21 protein-coding genes are annotated in these 26742 nt (G+C 54.6%); 12 read left to right on the top strand and 9 right to left on the bottom strand.

Translation table 11 applies throughout. From position 1 onward, the window contains the following. Window positions 1-204: 204 nt before the first annotated feature. The 5 genes from ACFO3I_RS14165 to ACFO3I_RS14145 all read right to left on the bottom strand — a co-directional run bounded on the left by ACFO3I_RS14165 (window position 205) and on the right by ACFO3I_RS14145 (window position 6300). On the bottom strand, window positions 205-936 hold the full coding sequence (locus tag ACFO3I_RS14165) for a 3'-5' exonuclease (RefSeq protein ID WP_377334969.1): 732 nt from the start codon (window positions 934-936) through the stop codon (window positions 205-207). A 2-nt stretch (window positions 937-938) separates the two neighbouring features. Continuing rightward, window positions 939-2777, bottom strand: a complete 1839-nt coding sequence (locus tag ACFO3I_RS14160) for a DUF294 nucleotidyltransferase-like domain-containing protein (protein WP_377334967.1) — start codon at window positions 2775-2777, stop codon at window positions 939-941. 11 nt (window positions 2778-2788) lie between these two features. Beyond that, window positions 2789-4417 (bottom strand): BCCT family transporter, encoded by a 1629-nt coding sequence (locus tag ACFO3I_RS14155; protein WP_377334965.1) that lies wholly within the window; start codon window positions 4415-4417, stop codon window positions 2789-2791. A 12-nt stretch (window positions 4418-4429) separates the two neighbouring features. Continuing rightward, window positions 4430-5749, bottom strand: a complete 1320-nt coding sequence (locus tag ACFO3I_RS14150; RefSeq protein ID WP_377334963.1) for a carbohydrate porin — start codon at window positions 5747-5749, stop codon at window positions 4430-4432. A gap of 116 nt (window positions 5750-5865) precedes the next feature. Then, window positions 5866-6300: a MarR family winged helix-turn-helix transcriptional regulator gene (locus ACFO3I_RS14145; protein ID WP_377334961.1), complete on the bottom strand. Its 435-nt coding sequence runs from the start codon at window positions 6298-6300 to the stop codon at window positions 5866-5868. A gap of 70 nt (window positions 6301-6370) precedes the next feature. On the opposite strand from ACFO3I_RS14145, the gene ACFO3I_RS14140 reads away from it, so the two are divergent. Continuing rightward, the gene (locus tag ACFO3I_RS14140; protein WP_377334959.1) at window positions 6371-6673 is read left to right on the top strand and encodes a DUF3861 domain-containing protein; all 303 of its coding nucleotides are present in this window, start codon (window positions 6371-6373) and stop codon (window positions 6671-6673) included. On the opposite strand, the gene ACFO3I_RS14135 is transcribed toward ACFO3I_RS14140, so the two are convergent. The 4 genes from ACFO3I_RS14135 to ACFO3I_RS14120 all read right to left on the bottom strand — a co-directional run bounded on the left by ACFO3I_RS14135 (window position 6665) and on the right by ACFO3I_RS14120 (window position 13876). Further along, window positions 6665-7441 carry a rhamnogalacturonan acetylesterase gene (locus ACFO3I_RS14135; protein WP_377334957.1) on the bottom strand — a complete coding sequence of 259 codons (777 nt, stop codon included), beginning with the start codon at window positions 7439-7441 and terminating at the stop codon, window positions 6665-6667. The two genes, ACFO3I_RS14140 and ACFO3I_RS14135, sit on opposite strands and share 9 nt — an antisense overlap. Beyond that, complete coding sequence (locus ACFO3I_RS14130; protein ID WP_377334955.1) at window positions 7441-8532, bottom strand: pectinesterase; 1092 nt, start codon at window positions 8530-8532, stop codon at window positions 7441-7443. The genes ACFO3I_RS14135 and ACFO3I_RS14130 overlap by 1 nt, the downstream gene beginning before the upstream one ends. Then, on the bottom strand, window positions 8529-10994 hold the full coding sequence (locus ACFO3I_RS14125; protein WP_377334953.1) for a DUF4861 family protein: 2466 nt from the start codon (window positions 10992-10994) through the stop codon (window positions 8529-8531). Before ACFO3I_RS14125 ends, ACFO3I_RS14130 begins: the two co-directional genes overlap by 4 nt. Before the next feature lie 95 nt (window positions 10995-11089). Continuing rightward, on the bottom strand, window positions 11090-13876 hold the full coding sequence (locus tag ACFO3I_RS14120; protein ID WP_377334951.1) for a TonB-dependent receptor: 2787 nt from the start codon (window positions 13874-13876) through the stop codon (window positions 11090-11092). Between the two features lie 324 nt (window positions 13877-14200). Between ACFO3I_RS14120 and ACFO3I_RS14115 the strand changes: the two genes are divergently transcribed. The 11 genes from ACFO3I_RS14115 (at window position 14201) to eda (ending at window position 26736) form a co-directional block, all read left to right on the top strand. Beyond that, window positions 14201-14968: an SDR family oxidoreductase gene (locus tag ACFO3I_RS14115; RefSeq protein ID WP_377334949.1), complete on the top strand. Its 768-nt coding sequence runs from the start codon at window positions 14201-14203 to the stop codon at window positions 14966-14968. Between the two features lie 32 nt (window positions 14969-15000). Next, window positions 15001-15843, top strand: a complete 843-nt coding sequence (gene kduI / locus ACFO3I_RS14110; RefSeq protein ID WP_377334947.1) for a 5-dehydro-4-deoxy-D-glucuronate isomerase — start codon at window positions 15001-15003, stop codon at window positions 15841-15843. A 71-nt stretch (window positions 15844-15914) separates the two neighbouring features. Next, window positions 15915-16937 carry a TRAP transporter substrate-binding protein gene (locus ACFO3I_RS14105; RefSeq protein ID WP_377334945.1) on the top strand — a complete coding sequence of 341 codons (1023 nt, stop codon included), beginning with the start codon at window positions 15915-15917 and terminating at the stop codon, window positions 16935-16937. Next, window positions 16930-17427 (top strand): TRAP transporter small permease, encoded by a 498-nt coding sequence (locus ACFO3I_RS14100; RefSeq protein ID WP_377334943.1) that lies wholly within the window; start codon window positions 16930-16932, stop codon window positions 17425-17427. Before ACFO3I_RS14105 ends, ACFO3I_RS14100 begins: the two co-directional genes overlap by 8 nt. Continuing rightward, on the top strand, window positions 17427-18722 hold the full coding sequence (locus tag ACFO3I_RS14095; RefSeq protein ID WP_377334941.1) for a TRAP transporter large permease: 1296 nt from the start codon (window positions 17427-17429) through the stop codon (window positions 18720-18722). The genes ACFO3I_RS14100 and ACFO3I_RS14095 overlap by 1 nt, the downstream gene beginning before the upstream one ends. A gap of 94 nt (window positions 18723-18816) precedes the next feature. Further along, window positions 18817-19845, top strand: a complete 1029-nt coding sequence (locus ACFO3I_RS14090; protein ID WP_377334939.1) for a LacI family DNA-binding transcriptional regulator — start codon at window positions 18817-18819, stop codon at window positions 19843-19845. A 169-nt stretch (window positions 19846-20014) separates the two neighbouring features. Further along, window positions 20015-21475, top strand: coding sequence for a glycosyl hydrolase family 28 protein (locus ACFO3I_RS14085; protein WP_377334937.1), 1461 nt, complete (start codon window positions 20015-20017; stop codon window positions 21473-21475). A 72-nt stretch (window positions 21476-21547) separates the two neighbouring features. Continuing rightward, complete coding sequence (locus ACFO3I_RS14080; RefSeq protein WP_377334935.1) at window positions 21548-23110, top strand: UxaA family hydrolase; 1563 nt, start codon at window positions 21548-21550, stop codon at window positions 23108-23110. Between the two features lie 28 nt (window positions 23111-23138). Next, window positions 23139-24551 carry a glucuronate isomerase gene (gene uxaC, locus ACFO3I_RS14075; RefSeq protein ID WP_377334933.1) on the top strand — a complete coding sequence of 471 codons (1413 nt, stop codon included), beginning with the start codon at window positions 23139-23141 and terminating at the stop codon, window positions 24549-24551. Continuing rightward, window positions 24548-26071, top strand: coding sequence for a mannitol dehydrogenase family protein (locus ACFO3I_RS14070; protein WP_377334931.1), 1524 nt, complete (start codon window positions 24548-24550; stop codon window positions 26069-26071). The genes uxaC and ACFO3I_RS14070 overlap by 4 nt, the downstream gene beginning before the upstream one ends. Continuing rightward, on the top strand, window positions 26068-26736 hold the full coding sequence (gene eda / locus ACFO3I_RS14065; RefSeq protein WP_377334929.1) for a bifunctional 4-hydroxy-2-oxoglutarate aldolase/2-dehydro-3-deoxy-phosphogluconate aldolase: 669 nt from the start codon (window positions 26068-26070) through the stop codon (window positions 26734-26736). The genes ACFO3I_RS14070 and eda overlap by 4 nt, the downstream gene beginning before the upstream one ends. Window positions 26737-26742: the final 6 nt, after the last annotated feature.

The raw sequence follows: 26742 nt of genomic DNA, 5'->3' as shown, positions 1-26742 counted from the left end.
AACTATAGGTAATTTATTATACAATTCAATAGGTTGTTTGTGTGGCCTCAGGCCGTGGTGGCGTAGGGCTGGCTGATTTGCCTGCTGACAGCTGAGACTTCGCAACTGGAATATCAGGTGCGTGACAGTCAGATGCGGACCGTTTTTAGCCAAAAAGTTTTGCTGAGCGAAATGACAGAACGGACGGGCCGGGAGCTGGCTGTGCTAACAAAGTAGCTCCGCAAGTATGGGCTCACTCGGGCAAAAGGTCTGGCACTGCGCTAACAATAACTCCGCACAGGCAAGGGCATCCGTTGCTGCATGGTGCGGTGCATAGGCCGGCAGGCCATAACGCTCGCGGCAGGCGGCCAGTTGCAGCGACAAGGGCCCTTTGCCACGCCAGCGTTGCCATAAGGTCAGCGGGCGAATAGCCTGCCAGCGCCGTTCCAATTCATAACTATCAATCAGTGGAAACTGCAAGGGTTCGCCCCAGCGGGCCTGTACGGCTGCCGACAAGAAGCTGCGTTCTATCACACCGTGATGGGCAACCACTACTTTCCCTGCCAGCTGCTGTAACAGTTCTGGTAATACGTCGTGCAGATCCGGTGCGCCAGCAATTTGGCTGTGAGTTATCTTATGCAGCAAAACCGAGTCACTGCGCAGGGCAAAGCGCGGTTTCACCAGATACTGCCTGGCTTGGCTGGCGTATATCCTTTGTGCGTTAAAGGGCACCAACCCGATGGACACTATGCCGTCCTGCCCGGGATCAAGGCCAGTGGTTTCCAGATCGAGCGCCAGCAGTGGCTGCTGAGACAAGGCCAAGTCCGGTTCGGGTTGCAGGCTCTGGTAATACTGCTGCAGTAAAGGGTGCTGGCTGCTGCGGGCCAGCTGAGCATAGTGCTGGCGCCACATCTGAGCTTTGGTTTGCTTCGGTTGCCAATGGCTATGATGCAGCATCATCAGGCCTTAAAACGGAAACGTACAAACTTCTGTGCTTCGCTGAGGACCAGAAAGGCGGCTTTCAGCTGCTTGCGTTCAAGCTCAGACAACAAGGCGGGTTGCAGCTGATTACTGGCGTCTTCACCCCGGCTTAGCGCTTCAGCCTGTTGCCGCACCCGGCACAGTGCAATCAGCTCCTGTGCCTGCATTAAATCTTCTGCCATGCCTTTGGGGAGAAATTGCTGCGCACTTATCGTCTCCAGACGTTTGATACTGTTGGTCTGGGTTTGCCCCAGTGCCAGGGTGCCTAACCGTGCCAAATCAGCCAATGGGGCATTGCCGCGGCGTTTCAGATCCAGCGATGGACGCTGTGCTCCGTCAGGTTCCAGAATAAAATCACCAAAGAAACCTAAAGGGGGAGTGCGCTGCAATGCGTTGCGGGCCATCGACGCCAGAAAAGCTGGCGATTGCCGTGCCTGGCTGGCAATTTGTTGCTGCAGCTGACCGACCCACTCGGTGCGGCCCCACAAGCCTTCCAGATCAAAGAAAATAGAGCTGTGCAATAAACCTTTGGCGCTCGGAGCGCTGATCCATTTACTGAATAAATCCTGCCAGGCAGAAAACGTCAGACGCCACTGTGTTGAACTGGCCATGATATTCCCTTTGCATTTGGGGTAACCACAAGCGGCCAGGCCATCACAGACAAACTGCCCCAGCTCGGCAAAATAAGCGCCATGTTCAGGTTTGACTCCGTCATCCAGGATCAGTGCGTTGTCCTGGTCAGTCACCAGCAGTTGCTCATCCCGTGCCAGGCTGCCGAGATTGATAAAGCAATAAGGCACCGGCGGCAGCCCCAGCTTGAGCTCGGCCAGCTGCAATAAACGGCGGGTGAAACTGCGGCCTATTGCAGACATGGCACTGCCAATCATGCGGGCACTGGCGTCATCCTGCACCATCCGGCTGAAACAGGCCTGAACCGCAGGCCGTAACGCCGCCAGTTCAGCGGCACTGTCGGCACGCATAATCTGTTCGGTCACAATCAGGCTGTTGTGCGACTCGTGCCGGATCAGGTCCTGCAGGCTCAGCACCCCAACCGGATTATTCTGCTGATCCAGCACAGGCAGGTGCTGAATATGCTGGCGTAACATCAACAGTACCGCCTGGAACACCGGCTGATTGTGCTGAATACAAAGCGGGGCTGCAGTCATGACTGTGGCTGCCGCTTGTTGCAGGTCGACGCCCGCGGCGACTGCACGGCTGCGAATATCCTGATCCGTCAGCAGACCAGTCAATTGACCTGCTGCATTTAGTAACAAAGCGCAGGACTGGTTGGCTGCTGTCATCTGGGCAGCAACCTGCTGCAGCGGTAATTGGCTGTCCAGCAGCAGGGCAGGTTGTTGCAGCAAGGAGCCGATCGGACTGTGCTGAACCCTGGCCCGGTCAGATGTTTTGTCCTGGTTCAGCTGTTCCGAACCGGCGGCAATGTAGTCGGAAAAATCCTCGTACTGTTCAAACAACCGCTCAAACTCAGCGACGGGCAACAGATACAGCAACGAGTCTTGCAACGCATTGGCAGGAAACCGCACTTTGCCACCGTGCAGCAGCCCCTGCTCAGCAAATAAAGCACCACTGCCAAGCCGGTTGTACAGAGCACCGTTGCGGCGAAAGGTTTCTACCACGCCGCTACGGATCAGGTACAAGTCGGTGACCTGCTGCCGGTACTGCAGGATCTGGCTGCCCGCCCGAAAATACTGCACATCCATCTGCTGCGCCAGATGGTGCAGCTCTTCAGCCGGCAACGCAGAAAATGGCGGATGCTGCTGTAAAAACGTCAGTATTTCCTGCTGTTCAATCTGCATTTTTACTCCAGTTAAAGCCGGGGTTCATTCAGCAAACCTTTGACAATGGCCACGGCTGCGACCAGCAGCACCAATGCAAAAGGTAAACCTGTCGACACGGCCATCGCCTGCAGTGCTGCCAGGCCTCCTCCGAGTAACAAGGCCACAGCGACTACGCCCTGAAAACAACACCAGAACACCCGTTGAATGGTCGGGACTTCCACTTTGCCGCCAGCGGCTATGGTATCAATCACCAGCGAGCCTGAATCGGCTGAGGTGATAAAAAATACCGCCACCAGCACTATCGCCACCAATGAGGTGATTTCAGCAAAAGGCAACGCGGCCAACATAGTAAACAACTGCAGGGGTAAGTCAGCGTCCCGGGTTGCAGTGTAAGCGTCCTGTACCAGTTGATGGATGGCAGTGCCACCAAATACCGTCATCCAGATCACCGACGCCAGAGACGGCAATACCAGCACAGCTATCAGAAACTCCCGCACCGTGCGGCCACGTGATACCCGGGCGATAAACATACCAACAAAAGGCGACCAGCTGATCCACCAGGCCCAGTAAAATGCGGTCCAGCCCTGGACAAAGTTGCTGTCCTCGCGGCCTGCCGGATTGGCCAGCTGGGGCAGGTAGGTCAGGTATGCCAGCAGGTTATCGGCAATACCAGTGAGTAAAACCAAGGTGGGTCCTGCCACCAACACAAACAGCAGTAACAGCCCGGCCAGCGCCATATTGATTTCTGACAGACGGCGTACTCCTGCATCCAGGCCGGCAACGACCGACACTAAGGCAATGGCGGTAATCACAATCACCAGAATGATCTGGGTGCTGCTGCCCTGGTCGACACCAAACAGGAAATGTAGCCCGGAAGCGGCCTGAGCGGCGCCAAAACCCAACGAAGTAGCAAGGCCAAATAAGGTCGCCAGCACCGCCAGAATATCAATCAGGTGGCCTGGCCAGCCCCAGACCCGCTCGCCCAGCACCGGATAAAATACCGAGCGTATGGTCAGAGGCAGGCCTTTGTTAAAACAAAACAGCGCCAACCCCAACGCCAGTACCGCGTAAATGGCCCAGGGGTGTAATGCCCAGTGGAAAATAGTGGCCGTCATGCCCAGCTGTTGCGCCTGAACAGGGTCGCTTGTCGCGCCTGCCAGCGGCGCCCAGTCGGTGCGGCTGCCAGCCTCAGTCGTTGGCCCGGCCAACGCTGTGCCAAAGTGGGTCAGTGGTTCTGACACACCATAAAACATCAGGCCTATGCCCATGCCTGCGGCGAATAACATCGACAGCCAGCCGGCATAGCTGAAATCAGGTTTAGCCTCTGTCCCGCCCAACCGCACCCGGCCCAGTGGCGAGGCGATCAATAAAATACAAAGCAGTACAAAGGCATTGGCCACACCTAAAAAGAACCAGTCCATCCGGCTGGTCAGCCAGTTGCGCAGATGGCTAAAAAAAGGTGCAGCTTCCGCTTTAAATACCAGTGTCAGTATGACAAAGGCCAGTACCAATAAGGCGGAGATCACAAAGACTCTGTTATGGATATCCAGACCAAAGGGACCTAACCTGACCACAAGGTTGTCCTGACCGACCTGATAATCGGTCTCGATAGGCGTGACGGCGCCGTCCGGTTGCATCGGATCATGCTGTGTTGTCATTCAGTCTGTCCTTTAGAAGTAGTAACCGAGGTTAATGTTAAAACGGCGTTCAGTGTCGTCACTGTTACCGGCGACCGAACCTCCGATAAAAGGCTGATTGCGGGCATGCACCAAATCAATGTAAGCAAACAGGCCGCCTGCTGTGACTGCCACGCCTGTGACATTCATCATGGTGTTGGCGCTGCCATCGGACTTGTCGTACACCAGGCCAAAATCGTTATAAAACTGCAGGTTGGATATCGGGCCCCACTGCACGGGCAGGCTGTAGGCCAGGTTCAGGTTGCTGCTGTTGGCGTCTGTCGCGATGGAGTCATAAAAACCATAAGCGCCGACGGCCATTTGCACTGCATCACCGACGCTGTAGTTATAGCGGGTGTGTTGCAACTGCAGGTTCCAGCGCTGGTAGTGGCTGTTCAGGTGCAGCGCATAGGCCGAATAATGGCCGGCTTTGTGCTGGCCGTCATGCAAGCCGCCATACAGGGCTGACCAACCCAGCTCAGTTCGCCAGTCACCGTGCTGCAGGTGGTAACCATAGCGGGCTGCCATGCTGTTGTATTCGCCAATAGCAGAGCCAGGTTCTGCATAAATGTCTTCGCCTGCGGCCCTGATCCCAACCACGTCATAGGAGTAACGATCGGCTCTGCTGCTGACATAACCGTCAACGCCACCGAGTTCGTCATTTTTGAAAAAGCCGAGGTCCAGCTGCCAGTTGTCGGCCAGTTGGCGTTTGAATAAAACCCCCAGGTCGTGGTCATCTTCCAGGCCTAAATAGTAATTAGGACTAAAAAAATAGTTATGTGAATTGTAAGGCCAGTTGCCAAAAGGAACCTGGGTGATACCGGCCTGAACCTGCCAGTCCGGACTGAACTGATACCCGACCCAGGCTGACTTCAGCACTGTCATATAATCAAAAAAACGGATTTCAGAATTTAACAGTACATCGCCGATACTGCCATTGAGGTTGAGCCGGAAGATATCAAAATCAAAATCGCCGCCCCGGCTTTTATTGCCTTCATTGTATGAGGTATGACTGAAGTTGGTGCGTACGGCACCGCCAATCACAATGCCATCCTGTGCTTGATTTTCTGCGGCTTCGGCGACGGAGGTGCTGTTTTCTTGCACGGAAGCTGCACCGGGAGTTGCGGTTTGATCTTGACCTGCTGTCTGGGCTTTTGTGTGCTGAATCTGTTGTTCCAGCAAGTGAAGCTGAGCTTTCAGCTCAGTGATTTGGTGTTGCAGCTGGGTGAGTTTTTCACTGTCTTGTGGCTGTGCGTGCACGGGCGGGCACAGCAACAAAACAGCGCCCAGCAGCACACCGGGTTGGGTCTGCATTGGAGCTCCTTTTGTTTATCTGGCTGAACAATGTTCAGTTGCTTAAATAAAAGCGGCGCTAGTCTATCATAAAAATTACTAATACCCATTAAAGGTAAAATTGTGGTGCTGCTAAGTCAGGATTGTGCGGGACCCAAAGCGCTTTTCAGCTGCAAAAGAAGTTGCTGAAGCTGGCGCTGTTCATCCGGCTGCAGGCTGCGGTCGAGCTGACTGTCCAGCTCTGCAACCAGTTGGTCAGCCGTAGCAAACAACTGGCTGGCCTGACTGGTCAGCCCAATACAGACACTGCGTTTGTCGCTGGGATGAGGCTGTTTTTCAATCAACCCTTGTTTTTCCATGTCCTGCAATAACCGGCTGACCTGGGCTTTATCGCGACCGGATTGCTGAGCAATTAACAAGGGAGTGGCCTGCGGCAAGCTCTGGATCAACTGCAGCACTTTGTAGTGCAACGGACTCAGGCGGATATTCTGACGGCGGAACTCCTGCGTCAGCGCGATTTTGTACAAATCCAGAATATGAAAGAGTTGCTGGCTGATTGACATAGTTGACATTATCAATTAAATTAATTTTAATTGATTTTATCAACTATCTAACGAAATGCCCAGAGGGCAGGAGTACGAGATGCCACACCAATACCGGGTTCAACTGAAAAAACTGGATGACAGCGCCACCCAGCTGCAATTTGACTGCCAGAACCATGACGATATTTTTGCCATTCTGGCGATCAGCAAAGGTCAGTTAGGCCTGGAAGAAGCCGAGCATCAGGCGCTGATTGTTGGCCTGAAACTGTTCAGTGAAGTGATGATGCAGCATCGCAAGGACGAGCTGTTCAAAGAGTTTCTGCCCCATTTCAAACAATTTATGGGGCAGTTAAAACGCACTGTCCGTGGTCGCGAACCTGTCAGCGAGTCACAGTCAGAGTAATTCGCGCCAGACATACTGCGCCAACGGGTGCTGGCGTTGTTTCAATTGCCGGACAAACTGCTGAGCCACCAGGGTCGCACCTTGCAATGTCAGGTGGGTATTGTCAGTTTTGCCGTCAGGAAACTTCTGGTACAAGCCTGCAGGCACCTGAATAAAATACGGCTGGCTCGCTGCAGGCCCCAGCTGTTGCAGTGTGGCGCAGTGCCAGCTATGCAGGTCGAACAGTTCCACTTTCTCTTCAGTGGCGACTTGCTGCATCGCCTTGGCATACACAGCTAAATCGTCCTGCAGTTGGTCCTGGGCATTAAAGTTGCGCCGGCAAATCGAGGTCGCCAGCAGCGGAATAGCGCCTTTAGCCCGAACTTCCTTGATAAAACGGCTCAGCAGTTGAGGGTAGGTGCTGTCGGGTGCGGCATAACGGGCCGGGTCATCTTTTTTTGAATCATTGTGGGCAAACTGGATCAGTACATAATCGTCTTTGCCTAAATCACTCAGCAGTAGTTGCCAGCGGCCTTCGTTTAAAAAACGCAGCGTGCTGCGGCCATTGGCGGCATGGTTAATCAACGTCAGCTGCGGGCTTAAAAACTCACGCAGTAACTGGCCCCAACCACGCTCCGGGTACGCCAGATTGGTTTTGTCGGCCATGGTGGAATCACCGACCAGGTGCAGCCGCGGTTTTGGCTGGTCGGTACTGGTGCCAACCGGAATGCCCTGGGCGGACAAGTTCAGGCTGATGAGCAGCATGGGCAAAAGCAGTCGTGTTTTCATCATTTGTCCTTTAACCAGGAGCGGAACAACTGCAATTGCTGTTCGGGCTGCCATAAGCCGTTGAACACCTGTGCTGTTGTATAGGTTTCGGCTTGTTGTGCGGTCAGGTTGTCCTGCAGCCAGTCGTACGCCGGTCCCTGGTTGTGATAAAAATAATTACGGTCGCCATAACGGTTCGGCTGATCCCGCTCGGGTTGCGCTGGATAAGTGCGGCGAAACAGCGGCTGGTTGGCCAGCGCAGAGCTGAACTTATTATGCAATAACACAAACTGACCGTCATAGTGACGGCGGCCCAGCTGATAACCAGATACCCCATGAAAACGCGAGTGGGTCACTACCAGCTTCTGTGTTTCTGCCAGTTCACCGTCATGCCATAAAGTGGCCTGATTGTTGTAATTTACGAAGTCAGAGTTGGTGACATAGGCGGTGCCGCGTGGGCAGAACAAATCGACCCGGCCACTGAAATAGCTGCGACTGTGGTAATACATGCCGTTTTGTTTATTCCACAAACTGACGGTGTCTGCGCCGGCACTGGACAGCATCACCCTGTCGGTCAGAATGCGGCTGGCTTGCTCAAAACCGCGCAGCGCAAACTGATGTTCAAAGCGCAGCGGGTCTTGTGGGTGATCCAGCGCATAACTGTTATGCACTGTTAAGTCGAGCAGGGCGATATCGGAGCTGGCGATGTTCACCACCGCAGCGCCCCAGTCGCGGCTCAGTCCCTGACCGGTCGGCAGCGCCGTTTCGCCCTGACGGGCCAGAAAATGCTGACGCAGCTCCGGGTACTGAATCACCGTATCAGTCAGGCTATGGCCAGCCAGCACCACTTTGTCGCGTTGAAGGTAAAGCTTTTCCCGGTACAGACCCGGCGCAATGCGGATCAGCGCCCAGCGCTGCTCAGGCATGCCGTTGTCCTGCGGCAGGCTGTCAATGGCGCTTTGAATGCTGCGAAAAGGCGCACTGCCATCGGCAGCGACCTGTAGCACAATCGGCGCTGACGGCAGCGGAGGAGCGGGCAGTTGGGCCGCCTGGGCCTGAGCTGACAGAGCCAGAACGAGGCCGCAGCACAGGCGTAACCACCAGCCTGTCACTTCGGTTGTCCCAGCAATTTGGCTAGTTGCACTGACGCCATAATAAAAGGCCCCATGCCCTTGGCGTCATTGCGCATCACCGGCTCGTTCATGTAGTAGTCGTAACTGCCATCACGGCCGGCACTTAAGCCTGCAACCTGCACCATGTTGGTCAGATGGGCCTGGTTGTTGGCGTCCAGTAACGCAAATTGGTTGAGCAAGCCCTGATAACTTTGTTCGGTAAAAGCGCGGTAAGACGGGTCAATAATGCCCAGGTTCAATGCTTTGGCATAAAAATAGACAAACATACTGCTGGCACTGGATTCCAGGTAGTTGCCCGGCGCTTGTGGTTTATCCGGAATTTGGTGCCAGACATGGCTGACGGGGTCGGCGTATTTTTGTAAGGCTGCCGCCAGTTGTTGGCTCTGGGCAATTAACGGCGCTCTGAGCTCAGTCTGGTCGGCTGGAATTTCTTCCAGCACGTCTACCAGTGCCATCGCCAGCCAGCCCATGCCGCGGCTCCAGTATTCAGGCGACAAGCCCGTATCCTGGTTGGCCCAGGCCTGCTGTTTGCTTTCGTCCCAACCGTGGTAATACAAACCAGTCTCTGGGTTACGTAACTTTTCCGCCACCACTTCAAACTCATGTACCGCTTCTTTGTAGCTGGCCCCTTGTTCAAAGGTGGTGCTGTAACGGGTTAAAAATGGCATGCCCATATAGACGCCATCCAGCCAGACCTGATAGGGGTAAATCTTTTTATGCCAGAAGGCGCCGTTTTGAGTGCGTGGGTGCTGGCGTACCTGTTCGCGCAGCTGCGCCAGCGCTTTTTGGTAACGCGCTTCGCCGGTGCGTTGCCAGACTCTGAGCAGCAGGTTGCCGCTGTTCAGGCTGTCGATATTAAATTTGCCCAGATCATAACTGTGAATCGAACCATCTTCAGCCACAAAAGAGCTTGCGGTGTTCAGCACGGCTTGCTGATACGCCGGGTTGGGCTGAAGCTGGTTTAAGTCGTCGATAGCTTGCAGCAGTAAGCCAGTGGTGTATTCAAAGGTGGTCGGGCGCTGACGCTCATGGTCCCAGCCGCCCCAGACGTAATCCGGCACCTGGCGCTGCATTTCTGCATCCGCCATGGCTTTGGCCCAAAACAGCGCCCGTTCAGCAGTTAACGGCTGCTGCACAGCGGCTGTGGTGGCCGGGTTGTCCAGCTTGATACGGGGCGTGCGGGTCAGCAGTTCCACTTGCTGCTGCAGGTAGTCGACAAACTGCTGCTCTGTCTGAATGCCTCCGGGTTCGCCTTGCCAGGCGGCCAGCAGGTAATAATCCAGCTGTTTACCGGCAATCAGTTTCATTACCGCCAGGTGGCTGTGGTCATCTGCAGTCAGCTGGTCTAACTGGCCCTGTTTAAACAGAATGGCCATCCCTAAGTTGTCTTTATTCAGACTCTGTGCGCCGTAGGTGGCGAGATAAGTGTACTGATGGCCGGAGCTTTCCAGCGTACCGGTCAATAACTTGGTGTCCGGCAGTTTGACCAGACCAATTACCAGGTTGTCCAAAGGTTCGGACAACGTCAGTTTATTGTGCAACAAGCGGCTGCCAGCGGTCATGCTGAGCTGGCTGTCCACATTCAGTGTTTTGCCGGCTACCTGCCAGTGATGGTACTGAATGCGCTGACGGGCCAGTAGCGGACCATTGTCCAGCACAGTGGCGGTGTGGCCACTGACCTTGGCAACCCCTAACGCCTGCGTGCCATCCCAAAAGCCAAAACCACCGGCGCCCAGTGACTTGCCGACTTTCAGCAGGTCCATACCCCAGGGCTGCATTTCATGGTAAGAGCTATAACCGTCCAGGCCAACCTGATGCAAGACAGGCTTGCCTGTGATATTGCCGAAAATATCGAAGCCATTACGCCAGTCCAGATAAATGCGGTAGCCCACTTTATCGGATTCAATGCCCGGCCCTTCGTAACGGATGTATTCGCTGTGGTCGGTGTATTGGGCCGGTGGCGTGACGGTCTGCACATTCACAAAATGGCCGCCCTGATACTGTTTGCCTTGCCACTCTCCGCCTTCTTTCACTGAAATTTCCGCCTGCACCCGACTGCTTTGTTGCAGTGCAGACGGCTCGCCACGCAATTGCCACTGTTGCTGCTCAGCGGCTGCAAAAGATGCTACCACCATCAGTTGGTCGGCCTGACCATCTAAATCAGAGTCCAGCCATTGAGCGGGCAATTCGTTGGCGCCTGACCAGACAGAGCTGGCCGGTGGCTGCTGGGTTAAACCCAAATCGGCCAGGGCAAACCTGACGGCCTGATCGGGTCTGGCAAAAGCGGAAGGGTTTTGCACCTGCATGCCAGCCAGTACCAAGGGCTTAACCTGTACTTCTTCAGCAGGCGCGGCAGCACTTTGTTGTGGCGCTGGCTGGCAGGCCGCCAGCCAGCAACTGGCCAGCACGAGGGAGAGATGTCGGGGTTTCACGGCTATCATCAGAACATCCAGAATCTTGACTAAAAAAAGCAGCGGGCGAACCCGCTGCAACCATCTTAGGCGAGGGTGAGTGTGCCCTCACCATCCGGGAGGGATCAGAACTTGTATTGAGCACCCAGGTAATACTGACGGCCGGTTTCATGGTAATAGGTCAGACGGTTACCCGCGCTGTCTACCCATTGGTCATCCACTTCATCCGTCAGGTTCAGCGCTTCAAAGGTCAGTTTCCATTGCTCGGTCAGGTCGTAGCTGATGGACGCATCGATATTGGTGGTGGCGTTGGTGCCTTCCATATCGTTGTTATTCCGGCCAATGGCGGTGGTCAGGTACTTGTCACGTTTGGCCATGCTGACACGGGCATTCAGCGCTTCATGCTCGTAATACAAGGTGGCCGCAATAGTCTTGCGTGACAAACCAGTCAGGTCACGGGTCGCCTGCACCTCGCCAGCCGTATTGATGTAATCCATCTCAGCCGATACGTGGGTGAGGTTACCGATAAAACCAAAGCGATTCCAGAACTCAGGCAGCATGCTGAATGGAGTCTGGTACGAAATTTCGTACCCTTTTAAGTCGCCGCCAGGGCCGTTCAGTGGCGTGGTGACGGACCATTCCAGGTTTTCATTACAGGATTCACCATAGCCACTTGGTCCGCCGTTACAGGCATCAATGGCCGCCTGCAGAGGTAAACCTGTTTCTGTAAATGGCTTGGTTTCACGCAGTGACTGCACATGGCTGTCGATGTCTTTCTGGAACAAGGCCAGCGCCAGCATGGATTCGTCGCTGAAGTAATACTCCAGGCCTAAGTCATAGGTTTTGGCTTTGGTCGGTTCCAGGTAGGGGTTACCGCCGCTGACTGACATGGCGCTGCCAGAGACGGAGACAGATACGTTTGGACGGATAGAAGACAGACCGGCACGGGCCATCACTTCGGCATAACCGAAACGTACGATAAAGTCTTCCACTGGCTCCCAGTTCAGGTTCAGTGACGGCAGCAGCTCGTCGTAGCTGTGATCCACGGTGATTTCCTGCGCAGACCCGCCGATAGTGGCCCAGGCGGTAGAGCTTTGATCGGTGCTGGCATGACGCACGCCGACATTACCCCAGAACGGCGCTTCGTTCAGTTCGGTATTAAAAGACGCCATCAGGTAAGCGCCTGTGGTTTCTTCTTCGGCTGAATAGTTGTCGTCGCGGCGGAAGTCTTTACTGACTTCAAACACGCCGGTATTGCCGTAAATGTTGTAGGCGGCATTCACTGCATCAAAGTCAGGCACCAACCAGACAGGCTGTGAGCCTAAACCTGAATCGTATTCTTTGATCAGATCGGCGGTGTAAATGACGCCACCGGCGTTTTCAGAAGCGCGGCGGGCTTCATACGTTTCGAAGCTGAAATCTTTGTAATGCAAACCGGCTTTTAAGGTGATGCTGTCGGTTAAGGTCCAGCTCAGGTTCACTTCGGCGGTGTCATAACCGTTTTCTGCACCCAGTGGGCGTAAACGTACAGAGTTTGATGTCCAGCCGGTGGGGTCGAACACGCCGTCACCAAATACCAGACTTGGGTTTTCTCGGCCAGCGCCACGGTAGTCGTAGCTGAAATCCACACCACGTTTTTCCATCACCAGGGTGGTTTGCACCGGGTTGTCGAATTTAGAGGTGGCGCTGCCTACCATGGCTTCGATTTTCCAGTCGTCACTAATGTAATGGCTGAAGTTCAGGTTGGCCTGGCTAAACTCAGTGCCCAGTTCGTCAAAACGGTTTTCCGCACGAATGGTGGCGTTTTCAAAAGCACCATAAGTCATGGTGTTGGTGTCATCAATGTAGTAATCGACCACATTCATCGCACCTGTGTTGCTGGTAGCCGCTGTAGCAGTGGTCGGTCTGTTGGCGCCTGAGTTCAGGATGCCCTGTAAAAACACTTCATTCCGGGTGGCGTCTGTTTTAGCGTACAACAGGTCCAGGTCAATTTTGGTGTCTTCATTCGGTCTGAACTGGAAGGCTGAGCTTAAACCAATGCGGTCCATATCATGGGTGTAGGAGTCATAACGCGGTAAACGTGGACGGAATGCATTGTTGATGTCATTCAGTTCTGTCGCCGTGGCTGAGCCCTGGTAAAAACCAAAGTCATTGACGTTGTCCCAGCGCACTGTACTGGAGCCCTGGTCTTTTAAGTTACGCTGTGAAAATGATGCAGAAAACAAGGCGCCAAATTTACCGTCGAGGAAATGGTCGCTGATCAGGAAAGAGGCTTTCGGGTCGTTTTCTTCTGACAAATCGTTGTAACCCAACTGGCCTGCTGCGGTGAAGGTAAAACCTTCGTAGTCAAATGGACGGGCGGCGCGTAAGTCCACTGTTGAGCCTAATGAGCCTTCTTCCACATCGGCACTGGCCGTTTTACGAACCGTCAGTGAGCTGAATAAGTCCGACGAGAAGGTATTAAAGTCAAAACCACGGCCACGGTTGGCGCCACCAATCTGGTCAGTACCACCGCTGGTGGAAATGGCTTCCATGCCGTTAATACGGACACGGGTAAAATCCGGGCCTAAACCACGTACTGTGATTTGGCGGCCTTCACCGGCAGCGCGGCTGATAGCGACACCAGGAATACGTTGCAGCGACTCGGCCAGATTTAAATCAGGAAAGTCGGCAATGTCTTCGGCCATAATGGAATCGATGGCGCTGTCCGACTGACGTTTCACGTTAAGAGCGTTGGATAAGCTGTCGCGGAAGCTGCCTGTGACCTGAATCACTTCAACATTTTCTTCGGCTTTAGCTTTGGCTGCAGTGGTATCGGCCTGTTGATCTGCAAACACTGAAGTGCTGCCTGCCGCTATTGTCATTGCGAGCACGAGTGGATGAAGGCGAAATGCCTGTGCTTGAGCTGCCATGTTGTATTCCTTGTCTGGTTTTTTTACTTTTTCAGCAGTCTTGGCTGCCGACTTTTTAGCATGGCCCGATACAAACTGAGCCCTGTTGATTGAAATTTATTATTTTGTCTATCGGTGGCAAAATTAGCTTGCGTTTTATTGCCACCGATGGCAAAAAGCTAACACCAAGCCATAATTACTGTCAAATATTGAACAGAAAAAAACCTGAAATAGTTGTAACAAAACTAAGGTTATTGGTTATTTTTATTTAATTTCATATAGTTATAATTTACCTTGGCGTCAGCGCCAGAGGAAGTTTACGTAAAGGTAAAGGAGTTGAAAGGCATGATACTTGAGCAGTTATTTGGCTTAAACGGACAAAAAGCTTTGGTTACAGGCGCCAGCCGTGGTTTGGGTCAGGCCATTGCTGTGGCGCTGGCACAAGCCGGGGCTGAAGTCTGGTGTGCAAGCTCCGGCGAAGGCGGCAGTGCAGAGACTGTGGCGCAAATCAAGGCAGCCGGTGGCAAGGCTCATGCACTCTTTGCCGACCTGGCCGATGCCGATGCGGTGCTGGCTTTGGCAGCGCAAGTACAGCAGCAAGCCGGGCAGGTGGATATTCTGGTCAACTGTGGCGGCACCATCAGCCGCACGCCGGCGAAAGATTTTGCCTTTAGTGACTGGCAGCAAAACCTGGCGGTGAACCTGGACGCCAGCTTTTTGCTCAGCCAACAACTGGGTAAAGCCATGCTGGAGCGGGGCCAGGGCAAAATTATTAATATCGCTTCCATGCTGTCGTACAGTGGCGGCATTACCGTACCGGCCTATACCGCCAGCAAACATGCCGTGGTCGGGCTCACCCGGGCCTTGGCCAATGAATGGGCGGGCCAGGGCGTGAATGTGAACGCCATTGCACCTGGGTATTTCCGTACCGACAATACCGCGGCACTGCAAGCCAACGCCGAACGCAACCAACAAATTCTGGCTCGGTTACCGGCGGGTCGTTGGGGTGAACCGGCAGATTTAGCCGGGGCAGTACTATTTCTTGCGTCAAAAGCCAGTGACTATGTGCATGGCCACGTACTGGCGGTGGACGGTGGCTGGTTAGCCCGTTAAACCGGCAATTGAATTTATTAAGTGGAGTGAAGATGAACCCTGTATTTACCCAACGTTATGCCACTCATCCAGACGATGTGCGGCACTATGATACCGAAAAATTACGCCAGCATTTTCTGGTCGACAACCTGATGCAGGCCGACCAGCTGGTGCTGAATTACACCCATTATGAGCGGCTGATAGTCGGCAGTGCTGTACCGGTGAAAGCGCCTGTGCTGTTGCAGACGGTGGACGCTCTGAAAGCCGATTACTTTCTGGAGCGGCGCGAGCTGGGTGTGATCAATACAGGTGGTGCAGGTGTAGTCCGGGTCGATGGCACTGAGTATCCGCTGCAGTTTCGCGAAGCGCTCTATGTCGGTAAAGGGGCAAAAGACGTCAGTTTTCACAGTGATGATGCGGCCAATCCGGCCCGTTTCTACCTGAACTCCACTCCGGCGCATCATCAGTATCCGAACCGGCATATCACCATGGCGCAGTGCACTGTACTGGAGATGGGCGCGCTGGAAACCAGCAACAAACGGCAGATTTATCAGTTGATGATCCGCGGTGTGGTTGACACCTGCCAGCTGCAAATGGGCCTGACTGTGCTGGAACCTGGCAGTGTCTGGAACACCATGCCAGCGCATCAGCATGACCGCCGGATGGAAGCCTATTACTACTTTGGCCTGGCTGAAGGCCAGCAGGTTTGCCACTTTATGGGCGAACCACAGCAAACCCGGCATATCTGGGTTGGCAATGAGCAGGCGGTGGTGTCACCGCCCTGGTCAATTCACAGCGGTTGTGGCACTGGCAGTTACACCTTTATCTGGGGCATGGCGGGCGAGAATCACGACTATAACGATATGGATAAATTCCCGGCCAGCGCTTTGCGCTAACCGGTTTTTCCTCAGGACCGGGCCGCATTAAATACAAAGAGCCCGGACTGTTTGCAACAGGGGAGTAGACGATGAAATGGTGGTATAGCCTGGCAGCCTGCTGCTGGTTGCTGTCCGGCTGTCAGCAGGCTGAGCCGACGCTGACACTGCGGATGGCACATTCGCTGGATCAGGAACATGTGGTGCATAAAGCCATGTTGAACATGGCGGAGCGGTTGGAGTATTACTCTGGTGGCAGCATGAAAATTCAGGTGTACAGCGGTGGTCAGCTGGGCTCAGAGCGAGAGCTGATCGAGCTGCTGCAAATCGGCTCACTGGCGTTGACCAAAGTGTCGGCAGCACCGCTGGAGGGTTTTGCACCCAGCATGCAGGTGTTCAGTGTGCCTTATGTGTTTCGCGATGAAGCGCATTTATGGCAGGTGCTGGAAGGTCCGATAGGCCAGAAGCTGCTGGCAGATTTGTCGCCGGTGCGGTTGAAGGGCCTGGGCTATTACGACGCCGGCAGCCGCAGTTTTTATACCACCAAAGCGAAGATCAGCAGCCCGGCTGATTTAGCCGGCCTGAAATTCCGCGTGCCGAACAGCCAGACTGCCGTGCAAATGGTGCAGACACTGGGCGGTGCCGCCACGCCGGTTGACTGGGGTGAGCTCTACACGGCCTTGCAACAAGGAGTGGTGGACGGTGCCGAGAACAACCCGCCAAGTTTTTATTTATCCCGCCATTACGAGCTGTGTAAGTACTACCTGCTGGATGAACATACCAGCGTGCCGGACCTGATCCTGATGAGTCAGCACATCTGGGACAGCCTGACGCCACAGCAGCAAGGTTGGTTGCAACAGGCGGTTGCCGATTCTGTGGTGTTCCAGCGCCAGGCCTGGAAGACCTCTACTGCCGACGCTTTGGCCAAAGTGAAAGCGGCTGGGGTGGAAGTGATTTACCCGGATAAAACCGCCTTTATCCAGGCCGTTCAGCCACTGCATCAAAGCCTGGCGGGCAGCATGGTGGGTGATTTAATCAGCGCAATTAATCAGGTGCAACCAGTGGCCACTGCGGCTCCACTGCCAGCTGCTGCAGAGGAGGCCGCCCATGACTAAGTCGTTATTCTGGATTGACCAATTGCTGCGCCGGCTGCTGATTGGCCTGATGGCCGCCATTGTGCTGGTGGTGTGCTGGCAGGTGGTGTCCCGTTTTGTGTTAGGCAGCCCAAGTTCGATGACCGAAGAAATAGCCCGTACGCTGTTGTTGTGGATTGGCATGCTCGGTGCGGCCTGGGCCTATCGCACTGGCCAGCACCTCGGGCTGGATATTCTGACCAGCAAACTGCCAGCCAAAGCGCAGCACAAGATGGCGATAGTACTGACCAGCTGTGTGGTGCTGTTTGCCGTGTCTGTGTTGGTGGTGGGCGGCGGCGCTTTGGTGCGGCTGGCCTTTGAGCTGGATCAGATGTCGGCGGCTCTTGGCATTGGTATGGGCTGGATTTATCTGGTGTTGCCACTGACGGGCCTGTTGATTGCGGTGTATGGCTATTGCCAGTTGCTGTGTTTGTGGCGCGGTAAGCCACTGGATTGTGCGGAGTCGGAATAATGGAATTGTCTGCATTGGTGTTATTAGGGCTGTTTTTTGTCCTGTTATTTATGAACGTGCCTATTTCATTTTGTATTGGCCTGGCTACCCTGGCGACTATGTTACTGAGCATGGACCTGATGCCCGCTATTACGACGCTGGCACAACGGATGGCGGGTGGGCTGAACAGCTTTGCCTTGTTGGCTATTCCGTTTTTTGTGTTGTCAGGTTTGCTGATGGGGCGGGGCGGTATTGCTAAACGGCTGATTGAATGCGCCATGGCCTTGGTGGGCGCCTTGCCAGGTGGCCTGGCGGTGGTGAATGTAGTGTCTTGCATGCTGTTTGGCGCCATTTCAGGTTCTGCAGTGGCAGCTACCTCAGCCATCGGCAGCTTTATGTTGCCGGAAATGAAAAAGCAGGGCTATGACGACAGTTACAGTGCCGCAGTGACGGCGGCGGCTTCAACCACAGGTCTGCTGATCCCGCCGAGCAATATTATGATTGTGTACGCCATTGCCAGTGGCGGTGTTTCGATTGCAGCTTTATTTGTTGCCGGTTACCTGCCAGGTATTTTATTGGGTCTGGCGTTGATGATTGTCTGTGCCGGGTACGCCAAAATCAAAGGTTTTCCTGTGGCTGCCCGTTTGCCTTTGTCGGTGGTGATCCCAAAAGTGGCGGCTGCCATTCCCAGCATGCTGATGATAGTACTGGTGATTGGCGGCATTATCAGCGGTGCTTTTACCGCCACAGAAGCCGGAGCTATCGCTGTGGTGTACTCCTTTGTGCTGGCGGTGCTGATTTATAAAGAGGTGGCGTTGGCGGACCTTGGCAAAATTCTGCTGAAATCCACAGAAACGACGGCGATAGTGCTGGCATTGATTGCCACCTCAGCGGCCATGTCGTGGATTTTGTCGTATGAGAACATCCCACAATCGGTCAGTGCGGGTTTGCTGACCTTAAGCGAAAACCCGATCCTAATCCTGCTGCTGATTAATGTGATTTTGCTGGTGGTGGGCGCTTTTATGGATATGACGCCTGCAGTGCTGATCTTTACCCCAATCTTCCTGCCGGTAGCGATGGAACTGGGAATGTCGCCGCTGCACTTCGGCATCATGATGATCCTGAACCTGTCGATTGGCCTGATTTCTCCGCCGGTCGGCAGTGTGTTGTTTGTCGCCTGTGCTGTGGCCAAGGTCAAGCTGGAGCAGTTACTGCGGCCTTTGTTGCCGATGTACCTGGCCATGATTGCCGTTTTGTTGCTGATTACCTATGTACCGGCAATCAGCGAATGGTTGCCGCAGGCCTTCGGTTTGTAAGCCAATGGGTGCAGCTGGCTTCAGTTTTACAGTTCAGGATAGAATGGCGGCGGGTTTGCAGTAGCTGACCTTTTTTAACCATGGAGTAACACCTTTGATCACACTGAAAACCTCGACCATCAATGATGTGGCCCGTATTGCCGGCGTGTCCAAACGCACGGTATCCAGGGTGCTGAATGGCTCTGTCAGTGTGGGCGAAGCCACCCGGGTTCGGGTGGAAAAGGTGATTGCTGAACTGAATTACACCCCCAGCCCGCAAGCCAGAGGCCTGGCGTCCAGTCGCTCCTTTTTGCTTGGGCTGATTTATGACAACCCGGACGCCTTGTATCTGGATGACGTGCAGCGTGGTGTGCTGGAGATCTGCTCGCAACGCGGTTACGAGCTGGTGGTGCATCCGTGCCGTTATCGCAGTGAGACTCTGGTGCAGGATTGTTTCACCTTCATTAACCGCTCCAAACTGGATGGCGTGATTATTCTGCCGCCGGTGTCCGAGCTGGAACATCTGGCACATGCGCTGGATCAGGCCGGTCAGCCTTATGTGCGGCTGACGTCGGTGATGCTGGACGAACCCAGCCGCTCTGTGGTGTCTGATGACAGAGCTGCGGCTGCCGAAATGGCGCGGTATTTTGCGCAGTTGGGTCACCAGCATATTGCTTATATCAGCGGTCCGTTACGCTACAAATCCTCGGTCGAACGTCTGAATGGTTTTGAACTGGGTTTGTCGGCCTACGGCATTAAACTTAAAGCAGACTGGGTGCTGGAAAGTGACAGCTCGTACGATGCCGCCACCCAATGCGCCATGCAGCTGTTAAGTCAGCAGGAACGGCCGACAGCTGTGTTTGCCTACAACGACCAAATGGCCGCCGGTGTGCTGAAGGCGGCGCATGCGCTGGGCATTAAAGTGCCGGAGGAACTGTCAGTGGCGGGTTTCGATGACAACTTACTGGCCAGCCGGGTGATCCCGGCGCTGACTACTATCCGCCGTCCGGTGCGGCAAATGGCACAACTGGCCGCCACCAAAATCATTATGAGCATTGAAGACAATGACTCGGCGGCTCGTCATGTCGCAGCCAAAGTTGCCCCTACGCTGGTAGTGCGGGATTCCACACTGAAATACAGTTAAACAGCAGGTAGGGGCTTGGTTTCAGGCTGCTTCGAGCTGAGGCTCTAATTAATTTGTCCATCGGTGGCATAAAATGAAATTGTCATATTGCTACCGGTGGCATGTTGTTTTAAGATGAATTCATAACAAGATAAATGGCCGTGATCAGGGCCTGACAAGAGTGACCCGGATGGACAGACGCGATTTTCTGAAAAGCTCCCTGGCATTAACGGCCCCGGTACTGCTAAGCCATTGCAGTGCAGCGGGCACAGCTGGGCAAAGCACCGAGCTGGAGCAGTTGTGGCAGCAGGCTGACGCTATTGAAGCCTCTGTGAAGCCTGTAGCGATCCCGCCGAAAGTCTATCAGGCCAGCGCTCATCAGGTTCAGACTGTATCCAGTCAGGCCGAAGCCATTCAGGCCGTCAGTCTGGCCCGGCATAACCGTCAGGCTTTACAGGCACTGATTGATTTATGTCACCAACAAGGCGGTGGTCGGGTGTTGCTTAGTGCCGGGGTCTGGCCTTGTGGCGCTATTGCACTGAAGTCCAATGTTGAACTGCATCTGGCCAAAGACGCCTTGCTGCAGTTTGTGCCGGAGCCAGAACTATACCTGCCTTATGTGCATACCCGCTGGGAAGGCATGGAGCTGATGGGCTATCAGCCACTGATTTACGCTTACCAGGCGAAGAATATTGCTATCACAGGTGAAGGCCGTATTGATGGTGGCGGCAGTAATCAGCATTGGTGGCCCTGGAAAGGCGTATGGAAACACACGCCCTGGCAGATAAACCCACAGCAGGAACAAAAAGCTGGCCGTGATTTGCTGATGCAAATGACAGAGCAGGGCGTGCCTGCTGAGCAGCGGGTGCTGACACCCAACTTCCTGCGTCCACCTATGCTGCAAACCTATGACTGCCGGCAAGTGCTGATTGAAGGTCTGACCCTGACCAATTCACCGTTCTGGCTGATCCATCCGGTGCTGACGCAGGACTTAACAGTACGTAACGTCAAATGCATCAGCCATGGACCAAATTCGGATGGCTGCGACCCGGAATCCTGTCAACGGGTGTTGATTGAAGGTTGTGAATTTGACACCGGCGACGACTGCATTGCGCTGAAATCTGGCCGCAATGCCGATGGCCGCCGTTTTGCCGCGCCGGTTCAACAAGTGCTGATCCAGGATTGTGTGATGAAAGCCGGCCACGGTGGTGTGGTGCTTGGCAGTGAAATCTCGGGTGGCGCCAAAGCCATTTTTGCCCGCCGCCTGGTCATGAGCAGCCCGGAATTAGACCGTGGCCTGCGCATTAAAACCAATGCGATGCGTGGTGGTGATATTGATACGGTGGCGCTGCGTGACATTGTGATTGGTCAGGTGAAAGATGCCATAGTCATCAACTATTTTTATGAAGAAGGCCACAACGGTGCTTTCCTGCCTCAAGTGCGTAATGTCTCGCTGCACAATGTAGAGATAGGCCAGGCCGAACGTTTATTTGAACTGCGTGGTTTTGCCGATGCGCCTATTGGCCGCATTCAATTGTCCAAAGTCAAAGCCAAGGCAGCAGCGGTTGGGGTGCTGGATCAGGTGAGCCAGATCAGCACTGAGCAGGTGCAGCTGAACGGCCAGAGCTGGCAATTTAGTCCGGTGGGCTAAACAGTTTTAGCCCAATTTGCTACCGATAGACAAATAAATCAGGCGGCATAATTGCAGCCATAAGGGTACAAAGTGAGTACAGAAATAAAGTCAGCAGCCAGTTGCAGCGCGCCTATTAGCGGTGCGCCGCAGGCTTTGGTCTGGCAGGTGCATCCACGTGACAATGTGCTGGTGGCGCTGCAAAACCTGGACGCTGGTCAGCAATTGCCTGAGCCCTGGCAGCATATCCGCCTGCCAGACGCTGTGCAGGCGGGTCATAAACTGGCATTAACGGCGTTGGCAGAGGGCGACAAGGTACTCAAATACGGCTATGCCATTGGTGTACTGACGGCGGATGTGGCTGCCGGTGGCCATATTCACAGCCACAATCTGAAAACCGCTTTAGATGGCGAGCTGGATTATAGCTACCAGGGCTTGCAGGCCAGCCCGTTGAGTTACCCTGCCGACTTACCGACCCATTTTAAAGGCTACCGCCGCGGCAATGGTCAGGTCGGTACCCGCAATGAACTGTGGATTTTGAATACTGTGGGCTGTGTCAATCAGGCCGCCAGCCGCATTGCCAAAGCCGCGCAGCAGTATGCTGAACAGCAACAACTGCCGAATATTGATGGGGTTTTTGCCTATACGCATCCCTTTGGCTGTTCTCAGCTGGGAGATGATTTAAGCCACACCCGCAACATCCTGGCCGGCCTGGCGCAGAACCCGAATGCTGGTGCCGTGCTGATTATCGGTTTGGGCTGTGAAAACAACCAACTGACCACTTTGCTGATGGGGCTGGAGCATCTGGATCAAAGCCGCATTCGTGCCTTTAACGCTCAGCAGGTGACGGACGAAGATGAAGAAGGCCTGGCAGCAGCGCAGCAACTCTTGCAGCTGATGAGCCAGGACGAGCGCAGCGAGTGCCCAATCTCCGCATTAAGTTTTGGTATGAAATGCGGTGGCTCGGATGGCTTCAGTGGCCTGACCGCCAATCCGCTGGTAGGGCAGATTGCCGATTTAGCCAGTGCGGCGGGTGCCAAGGTGATTCTGACCGAAACTCCGGAAATGTTTGGTGCCGAACAGGTGCTGATGGCTCGGGCCCGCACCGAACAGGTGTTCGACGGCATAGTGCAGCTGGTAAACGACTTTAAGCAGTACTTTATTGCCAACAATCAGCCTGTGTATGAAAACCCAAGTCCAGGCAATAAAGCCGGTGGCCTCACCACACTGGAAGAAAAGTCGTTAGGGGCTATTCAGAAAGGCGGTTCGGCCATCGTTGAGCAAGTGATTGATTACGGTCAGCAGGCCAAAGTGCCAGGCCTGACCTTATTGCAGGGGCCGGGCAATGATGCGGTGTCGTCCACAGCGCTGACTGCCGCTGGTGCCACGCTGATCCTGTTTACCACAGGCCGCGGTACGCCGCTGGGTTTCCCGGTGCCGACAGTGAAGATTGCCTCCAATTCTGCACTGGCTGCCCGCAAGCCAACCTGGATTGACTACGACGCTGGCGCCATGTTGCAGCCGGGTCAGTCGGTCACTGAATTTGCCAAAGAATTTTTTCGTTATTTAGTGGCGGTGGCCTCAGGAGAGCGCACCCGCAACGAAGTGTATTTGAACAAAGAAATCGCCATCTGGAAAAACGGCGTGACTTTATAAGCACAGCCCCAAGGCTAAGAGAGACATCATGACAGTGCTGAGTTTACATCCCGATCGTTTATTTGCCGCCGAACCACAGCAACGTGATATCGCGCGCCGTTTGTATGCCGAAATCAAAGATTTGCCTATTATCAGCCCGCATGGTCACACAGACCCGCGTTGGTTTGCTGATAACCAGAACTGGGACAATGCCACCAGTCTGTTTTTATTGCCGGACCATTATGTGTTCCGCATGCTGTATAGCCAGGGCATCAGCCTGGAGCAACTGGGCATTCGCCGTAAAGACGGCAGTCCGGTTGAAACCGATTACCGTAAAATCTTCAAAATTTTTGCTGAAAACTACCATCTGTTCCGTGGTACGCCGTCGCGTATGTGGCTGGATTCGGTGTTCCATGACGTGTTTGGTTTCAAGGTAGCCTTAACGCCGGACACTGCCGATCAGTACTACGACCAGATCAATGCGGCGCTGGCGACCGAAGCCTATAAACCTCGTGCGCTGTTGGACCGGTTTAATATTGAAGTGATTGCCACCACCGAAGGCGCACTGAACGATTTGCGCCACCATGCCAAACTCAAAGGCAGCGGTTATGAAAAACGGGTGATCACCACCTTCCGCCCTGACGATGTGGTGGATGCTGACCTTGCTGATTTTGCGTCGAACGTCGCCAAACTGGGCGAGCTGACCGGGCAGGACACCCAAAGCTGGGCAGGTTACCTGCAGGCGCTGCGTATTCGTCGCGCCGCGTTCCGCGACCATGGCGCGACGGCGACCGATCACGGTCACCCAACAGCGAAAACCGCTGATTTGCCTTTAAAAGAGGCAGAAGCCCTGTTTGCCAAATGTCTGGCTGGTACCGCCAGCCAGGACGAAACCGAGTTGTTCCGTGGCCAGATGCTGACCGAAATGGCCGGTATGAGTCTGGAAGATGGCATGACCATGCAAATTCACCCGGGTGCGCACCGCAACCATAACCAGGTGATTTTTGACCGTTTTGGTGCCGACAAAGGCGCAGACATTCCAAGCCCGACCGAATATGTCAGCAACTTAAAACCGCTGCTGCAGAAATATGGCAACGAAGCCGGCCTGAAGATTATTCTGTTTACGCTGGACGAAACCACCTATGCCCGCGAGTTGGCGCCTTTGGCCGGTCATTACCCGGCGCTGAAACTGGGCCCGGCCTGGTGGTTCCATGACAGCCCGGAAGGCATGTTGCGTTTCCGTCATCAGGTCACTGAAACCGCTGGTTTTTACAATACCGTAGGTTTTAACGATGACACCCGTGCGTTCTTGTCTATTCCGGCCCGTCACGATGTGGCGCGTCGTATTGACTGCCGTTTCCTGGCGCAATTGGTGGCCGAGCACCGTTTGAACGAGGACGAAGCCCACCAGTTGGCGCATGACCTGACTTACCGTTTAGCCAAGCAGGCTTATCAGTTATGAGTCGTTTGAGTCGCACTACGGCGCAGGCGCAGTTGCCTGCCTACCTGCAAAATGAAGCGCCGGCCATAGGTCTGGTGCATTTAGGCCCAGGCGCGTTTTTCCGTGGACATCAGGCCTGGTATACCCACAGAGCCATGCAATTGGCTGGCGGCGACTGGCGCATTTGCGCGGTGTCGATGCGAAGTGCCGATGTGGCCGCCGCCTTGCAGCCACAAGATGGCCTTTACTACGTGGCTTCGATGGAACAACAGACCGAACTGGAACTGGTCGGCTCCATTGCCGAAGTGTTGGTGGCACCCAGTCAGTACGGTCAGGTACTGGCGCGGTTAACGGCCGCGCAGTGCCGTTATGTCACTATGACTATTACGGAAAAAGGTTATTGCCTGAATGGCCGTGGTGAGCTGGATTTAACGCTGCCGGTGGTGGCGGCTGACCTGGCGTTGGTGGAAGTGCAGCCGGACGGCTCTGTCAGGGCTGAGTCTGCCATTGGTTTGCTGGTGCAGGCCTTGTTCCTGCGTTATCAGGCCAATTTGCCGCTGCTGACCTTAATGAGCTGCGACAACCTGACCGACAATGGCCACAAACTCAAAGCAGCCGTACAAAGCTTTGCTGCGCATGCATTGGCCTACCGCGAACAGGCGGGTTTCCTGGCGGCGTTACAGCAACTGATTTGCCCTTGTTCTATGGTCGACAGCATTACACCGGCCACCGACGATGCGTTGCGTGAGCTGGTGCAGCAGCGCACCGGCTTGACCGACGCCTGGCCTGTTAAGCGCGAAGCCTTTGTGCAGTGGGTGGTAGAAGATGTATTGCCGGCAAATCAACCGGCCTGGCGTCAGGCCGGTGTTATTTTTACGCCGGACGTCACCGCCTTTGAAAAAGCCAAACTGCGCTTATTAAACGCGCCACATTCCACCTTGGCTTATCTGGGTTCGCTGCTTGGTCTGGAAACCGTGCTGGATGCGATGTCGCACCCTGAGTTATCCGCATTAGTTAAACAACTGGTGCAGCAAGAAATTTTACCTTCAGTACCGGCACTGCAGGGCCTGGATTTGGCCCAGTACAGCGCCGCTATTTTTCAGCGGTTCTTAAACCCGTCAGTGCGGCATTTGCTGGCGCAAATTGCCTGGGACGGTTCACAAAAACTGCCGATGCGCATTATCCCGGTGATCCTAGACAATTTACAGGCTGGCCGTCCGGTGCGGCTGCTCGCTGTCGCTATTGCCAGCTGGTTGCAGTTTATCCGTCGTCGTGTCTTGCAGCAGCAACTGCCAGAGCCGGTCCCTCTGGTCGACCCGCTGGCGGCGTCATTGCTGGCGATTGCGGCGCAGTGCAGTGGCAAAGCGGCTAACGACGTGCCTCTTTGGTTGGCGCTGGACGCCGTGTTTCCGGCCAGCCTGAGCCAACAGCCGGCATTTGTCACGGCGTTAAGCCGTGCTTATGACCTATTGAACCACCAGTCGGCCACTGATGCTGTGCAGCCCCAATGGAATTTATTACTTAATGGAGATCCTGTATGACCGCTTTGTCCCGCTTGTTAAATGGCTGCCCTTTACTACCGATTATTCAGACTGAAACACCTCAGCAAGCGGTGGACATTGCCGCTGCGCTGGCCCAGGGTGGGGTAAGTGCGGTGGAAGTGGTGCTGCGCACCCCAAAAGCACTGGATGCCATCAGCGCCATTCGTTCGGCTTTGCCTTCGGTACTTGTTGGCGCTGGCACAGTGCTGAACGCGGCACAGGCGCAGGATTGTAAAGATGCCGGTGCCCAGTTTCTGGTCAGCCCGGCGTCTACGCCGGCTTTATTGCAAGCGATGATCGACACCGGACTGCCGTTGGCACCGGGGGTGTCTACCGTGTCTGAAATGGCGATGGCCCATGAGATGGGATTGAATGAACTGAAGTTTTTTCCGGCCAACTTAAGTGGCGGTACTCCTATGCTGAACGCAGTGCGCAGCATATTGCAGCAGGTGCGTTTCTGTCCGACTGGTGGTATCAGCGCAGCGAATCTGACAGAGTATCTGAGCTTGCCCAATGTGTTTGTGGTGGGCGGCAGCTGGCTGACACCAGCCGATCTGGTGAAAGCCGGTGATTACACGGCTATTACGGCGCTGACTGCCGAGTCAGTGCGTCTGGCCAACGTCTGTCTGGCCGAAAAATCTGCGCCTCTGCGCAAATCAGCTTAACAAGGG

Source organism: Rheinheimera marina (genome assembly GCF_042654345.1).
Taxonomy (GTDB): Bacteria; Pseudomonadota; Gammaproteobacteria; order Enterobacterales; family Alteromonadaceae; genus Pararheinheimera; species Pararheinheimera marina.
The sequence above is the reverse complement of the archived record's forward strand: the minus strand, read 5'-3'. Positions and strand labels throughout refer to the sequence as shown.

Coding starts and splice junctions, on each gene's coding strand:
- ACFO3I_RS14140 (WP_377334959.1), top strand. CDS start 6,371: ATGCCACACCAATACCGGGTTCAACTGAAAAAACTGGATGACAGCGCC.
- ACFO3I_RS14125 (WP_377334953.1), bottom strand. CDS start 10,994: ATGATAGCCGTGAAACCCCGACATCTCTCCCTCGTGCTGGCCAGTTGC.
- ACFO3I_RS14100 (WP_377334943.1), top strand. CDS start 16,930: ATGACTAAGTCGTTATTCTGGATTGACCAATTGCTGCGCCGGCTGCTG.
- ACFO3I_RS14070 (WP_377334931.1), top strand. CDS start 24,548: ATGAGTCGTTTGAGTCGCACTACGGCGCAGGCGCAGTTGCCTGCCTAC.
- ACFO3I_RS14135 (WP_377334957.1), bottom strand. CDS start 7,441: ATGAAAACACGACTGCTTTTGCCCATGCTGCTCATCAGCCTGAACTTG.
- kduI (WP_377334947.1), top strand. CDS start 15,001: ATGAACCCTGTATTTACCCAACGTTATGCCACTCATCCAGACGATGTG.
- ACFO3I_RS14105 (WP_377334945.1), top strand. CDS start 15,915: ATGAAATGGTGGTATAGCCTGGCAGCCTGCTGCTGGTTGCTGTCCGGC.
- ACFO3I_RS14115 (WP_377334949.1), top strand. CDS start 14,201: ATGATACTTGAGCAGTTATTTGGCTTAAACGGACAAAAAGCTTTGGTT.
- ACFO3I_RS14095 (WP_377334941.1), top strand. CDS start 17,427: ATGGAATTGTCTGCATTGGTGTTATTAGGGCTGTTTTTTGTCCTGTTA.
- eda (WP_377334929.1), top strand. CDS start 26,068: ATGACCGCTTTGTCCCGCTTGTTAAATGGCTGCCCTTTACTACCGATT.
- ACFO3I_RS14120 (WP_377334951.1), bottom strand. CDS start 13,876: ATGGCAGCTCAAGCACAGGCATTTCGCCTTCATCCACTCGTGCTCGCA.
- ACFO3I_RS14165 (WP_377334969.1), bottom strand. CDS start 936: ATGCTGCATCATAGCCATTGGCAACCGAAGCAAACCAAAGCTCAGATG.
- ACFO3I_RS14085 (WP_377334937.1), top strand. CDS start 20,015: ATGGACAGACGCGATTTTCTGAAAAGCTCCCTGGCATTAACGGCCCCG.
- ACFO3I_RS14155 (WP_377334965.1), bottom strand. CDS start 4,417: ATGACAACACAGCATGATCCGATGCAACCGGACGGCGCCGTCACGCCT.
- ACFO3I_RS14160 (WP_377334967.1), bottom strand. CDS start 2,777: ATGCAGATTGAACAGCAGGAAATACTGACGTTTTTACAGCAGCATCCG.
- uxaC (WP_377334933.1), top strand. CDS start 23,139: ATGACAGTGCTGAGTTTACATCCCGATCGTTTATTTGCCGCCGAACCA.
- ACFO3I_RS14150 (WP_377334963.1), bottom strand. CDS start 5,749: ATGCAGACCCAACCCGGTGTGCTGCTGGGCGCTGTTTTGTTGCTGTGC.
- ACFO3I_RS14145 (WP_377334961.1), bottom strand. CDS start 6,300: ATGTCAACTATGTCAATCAGCCAGCAACTCTTTCATATTCTGGATTTG.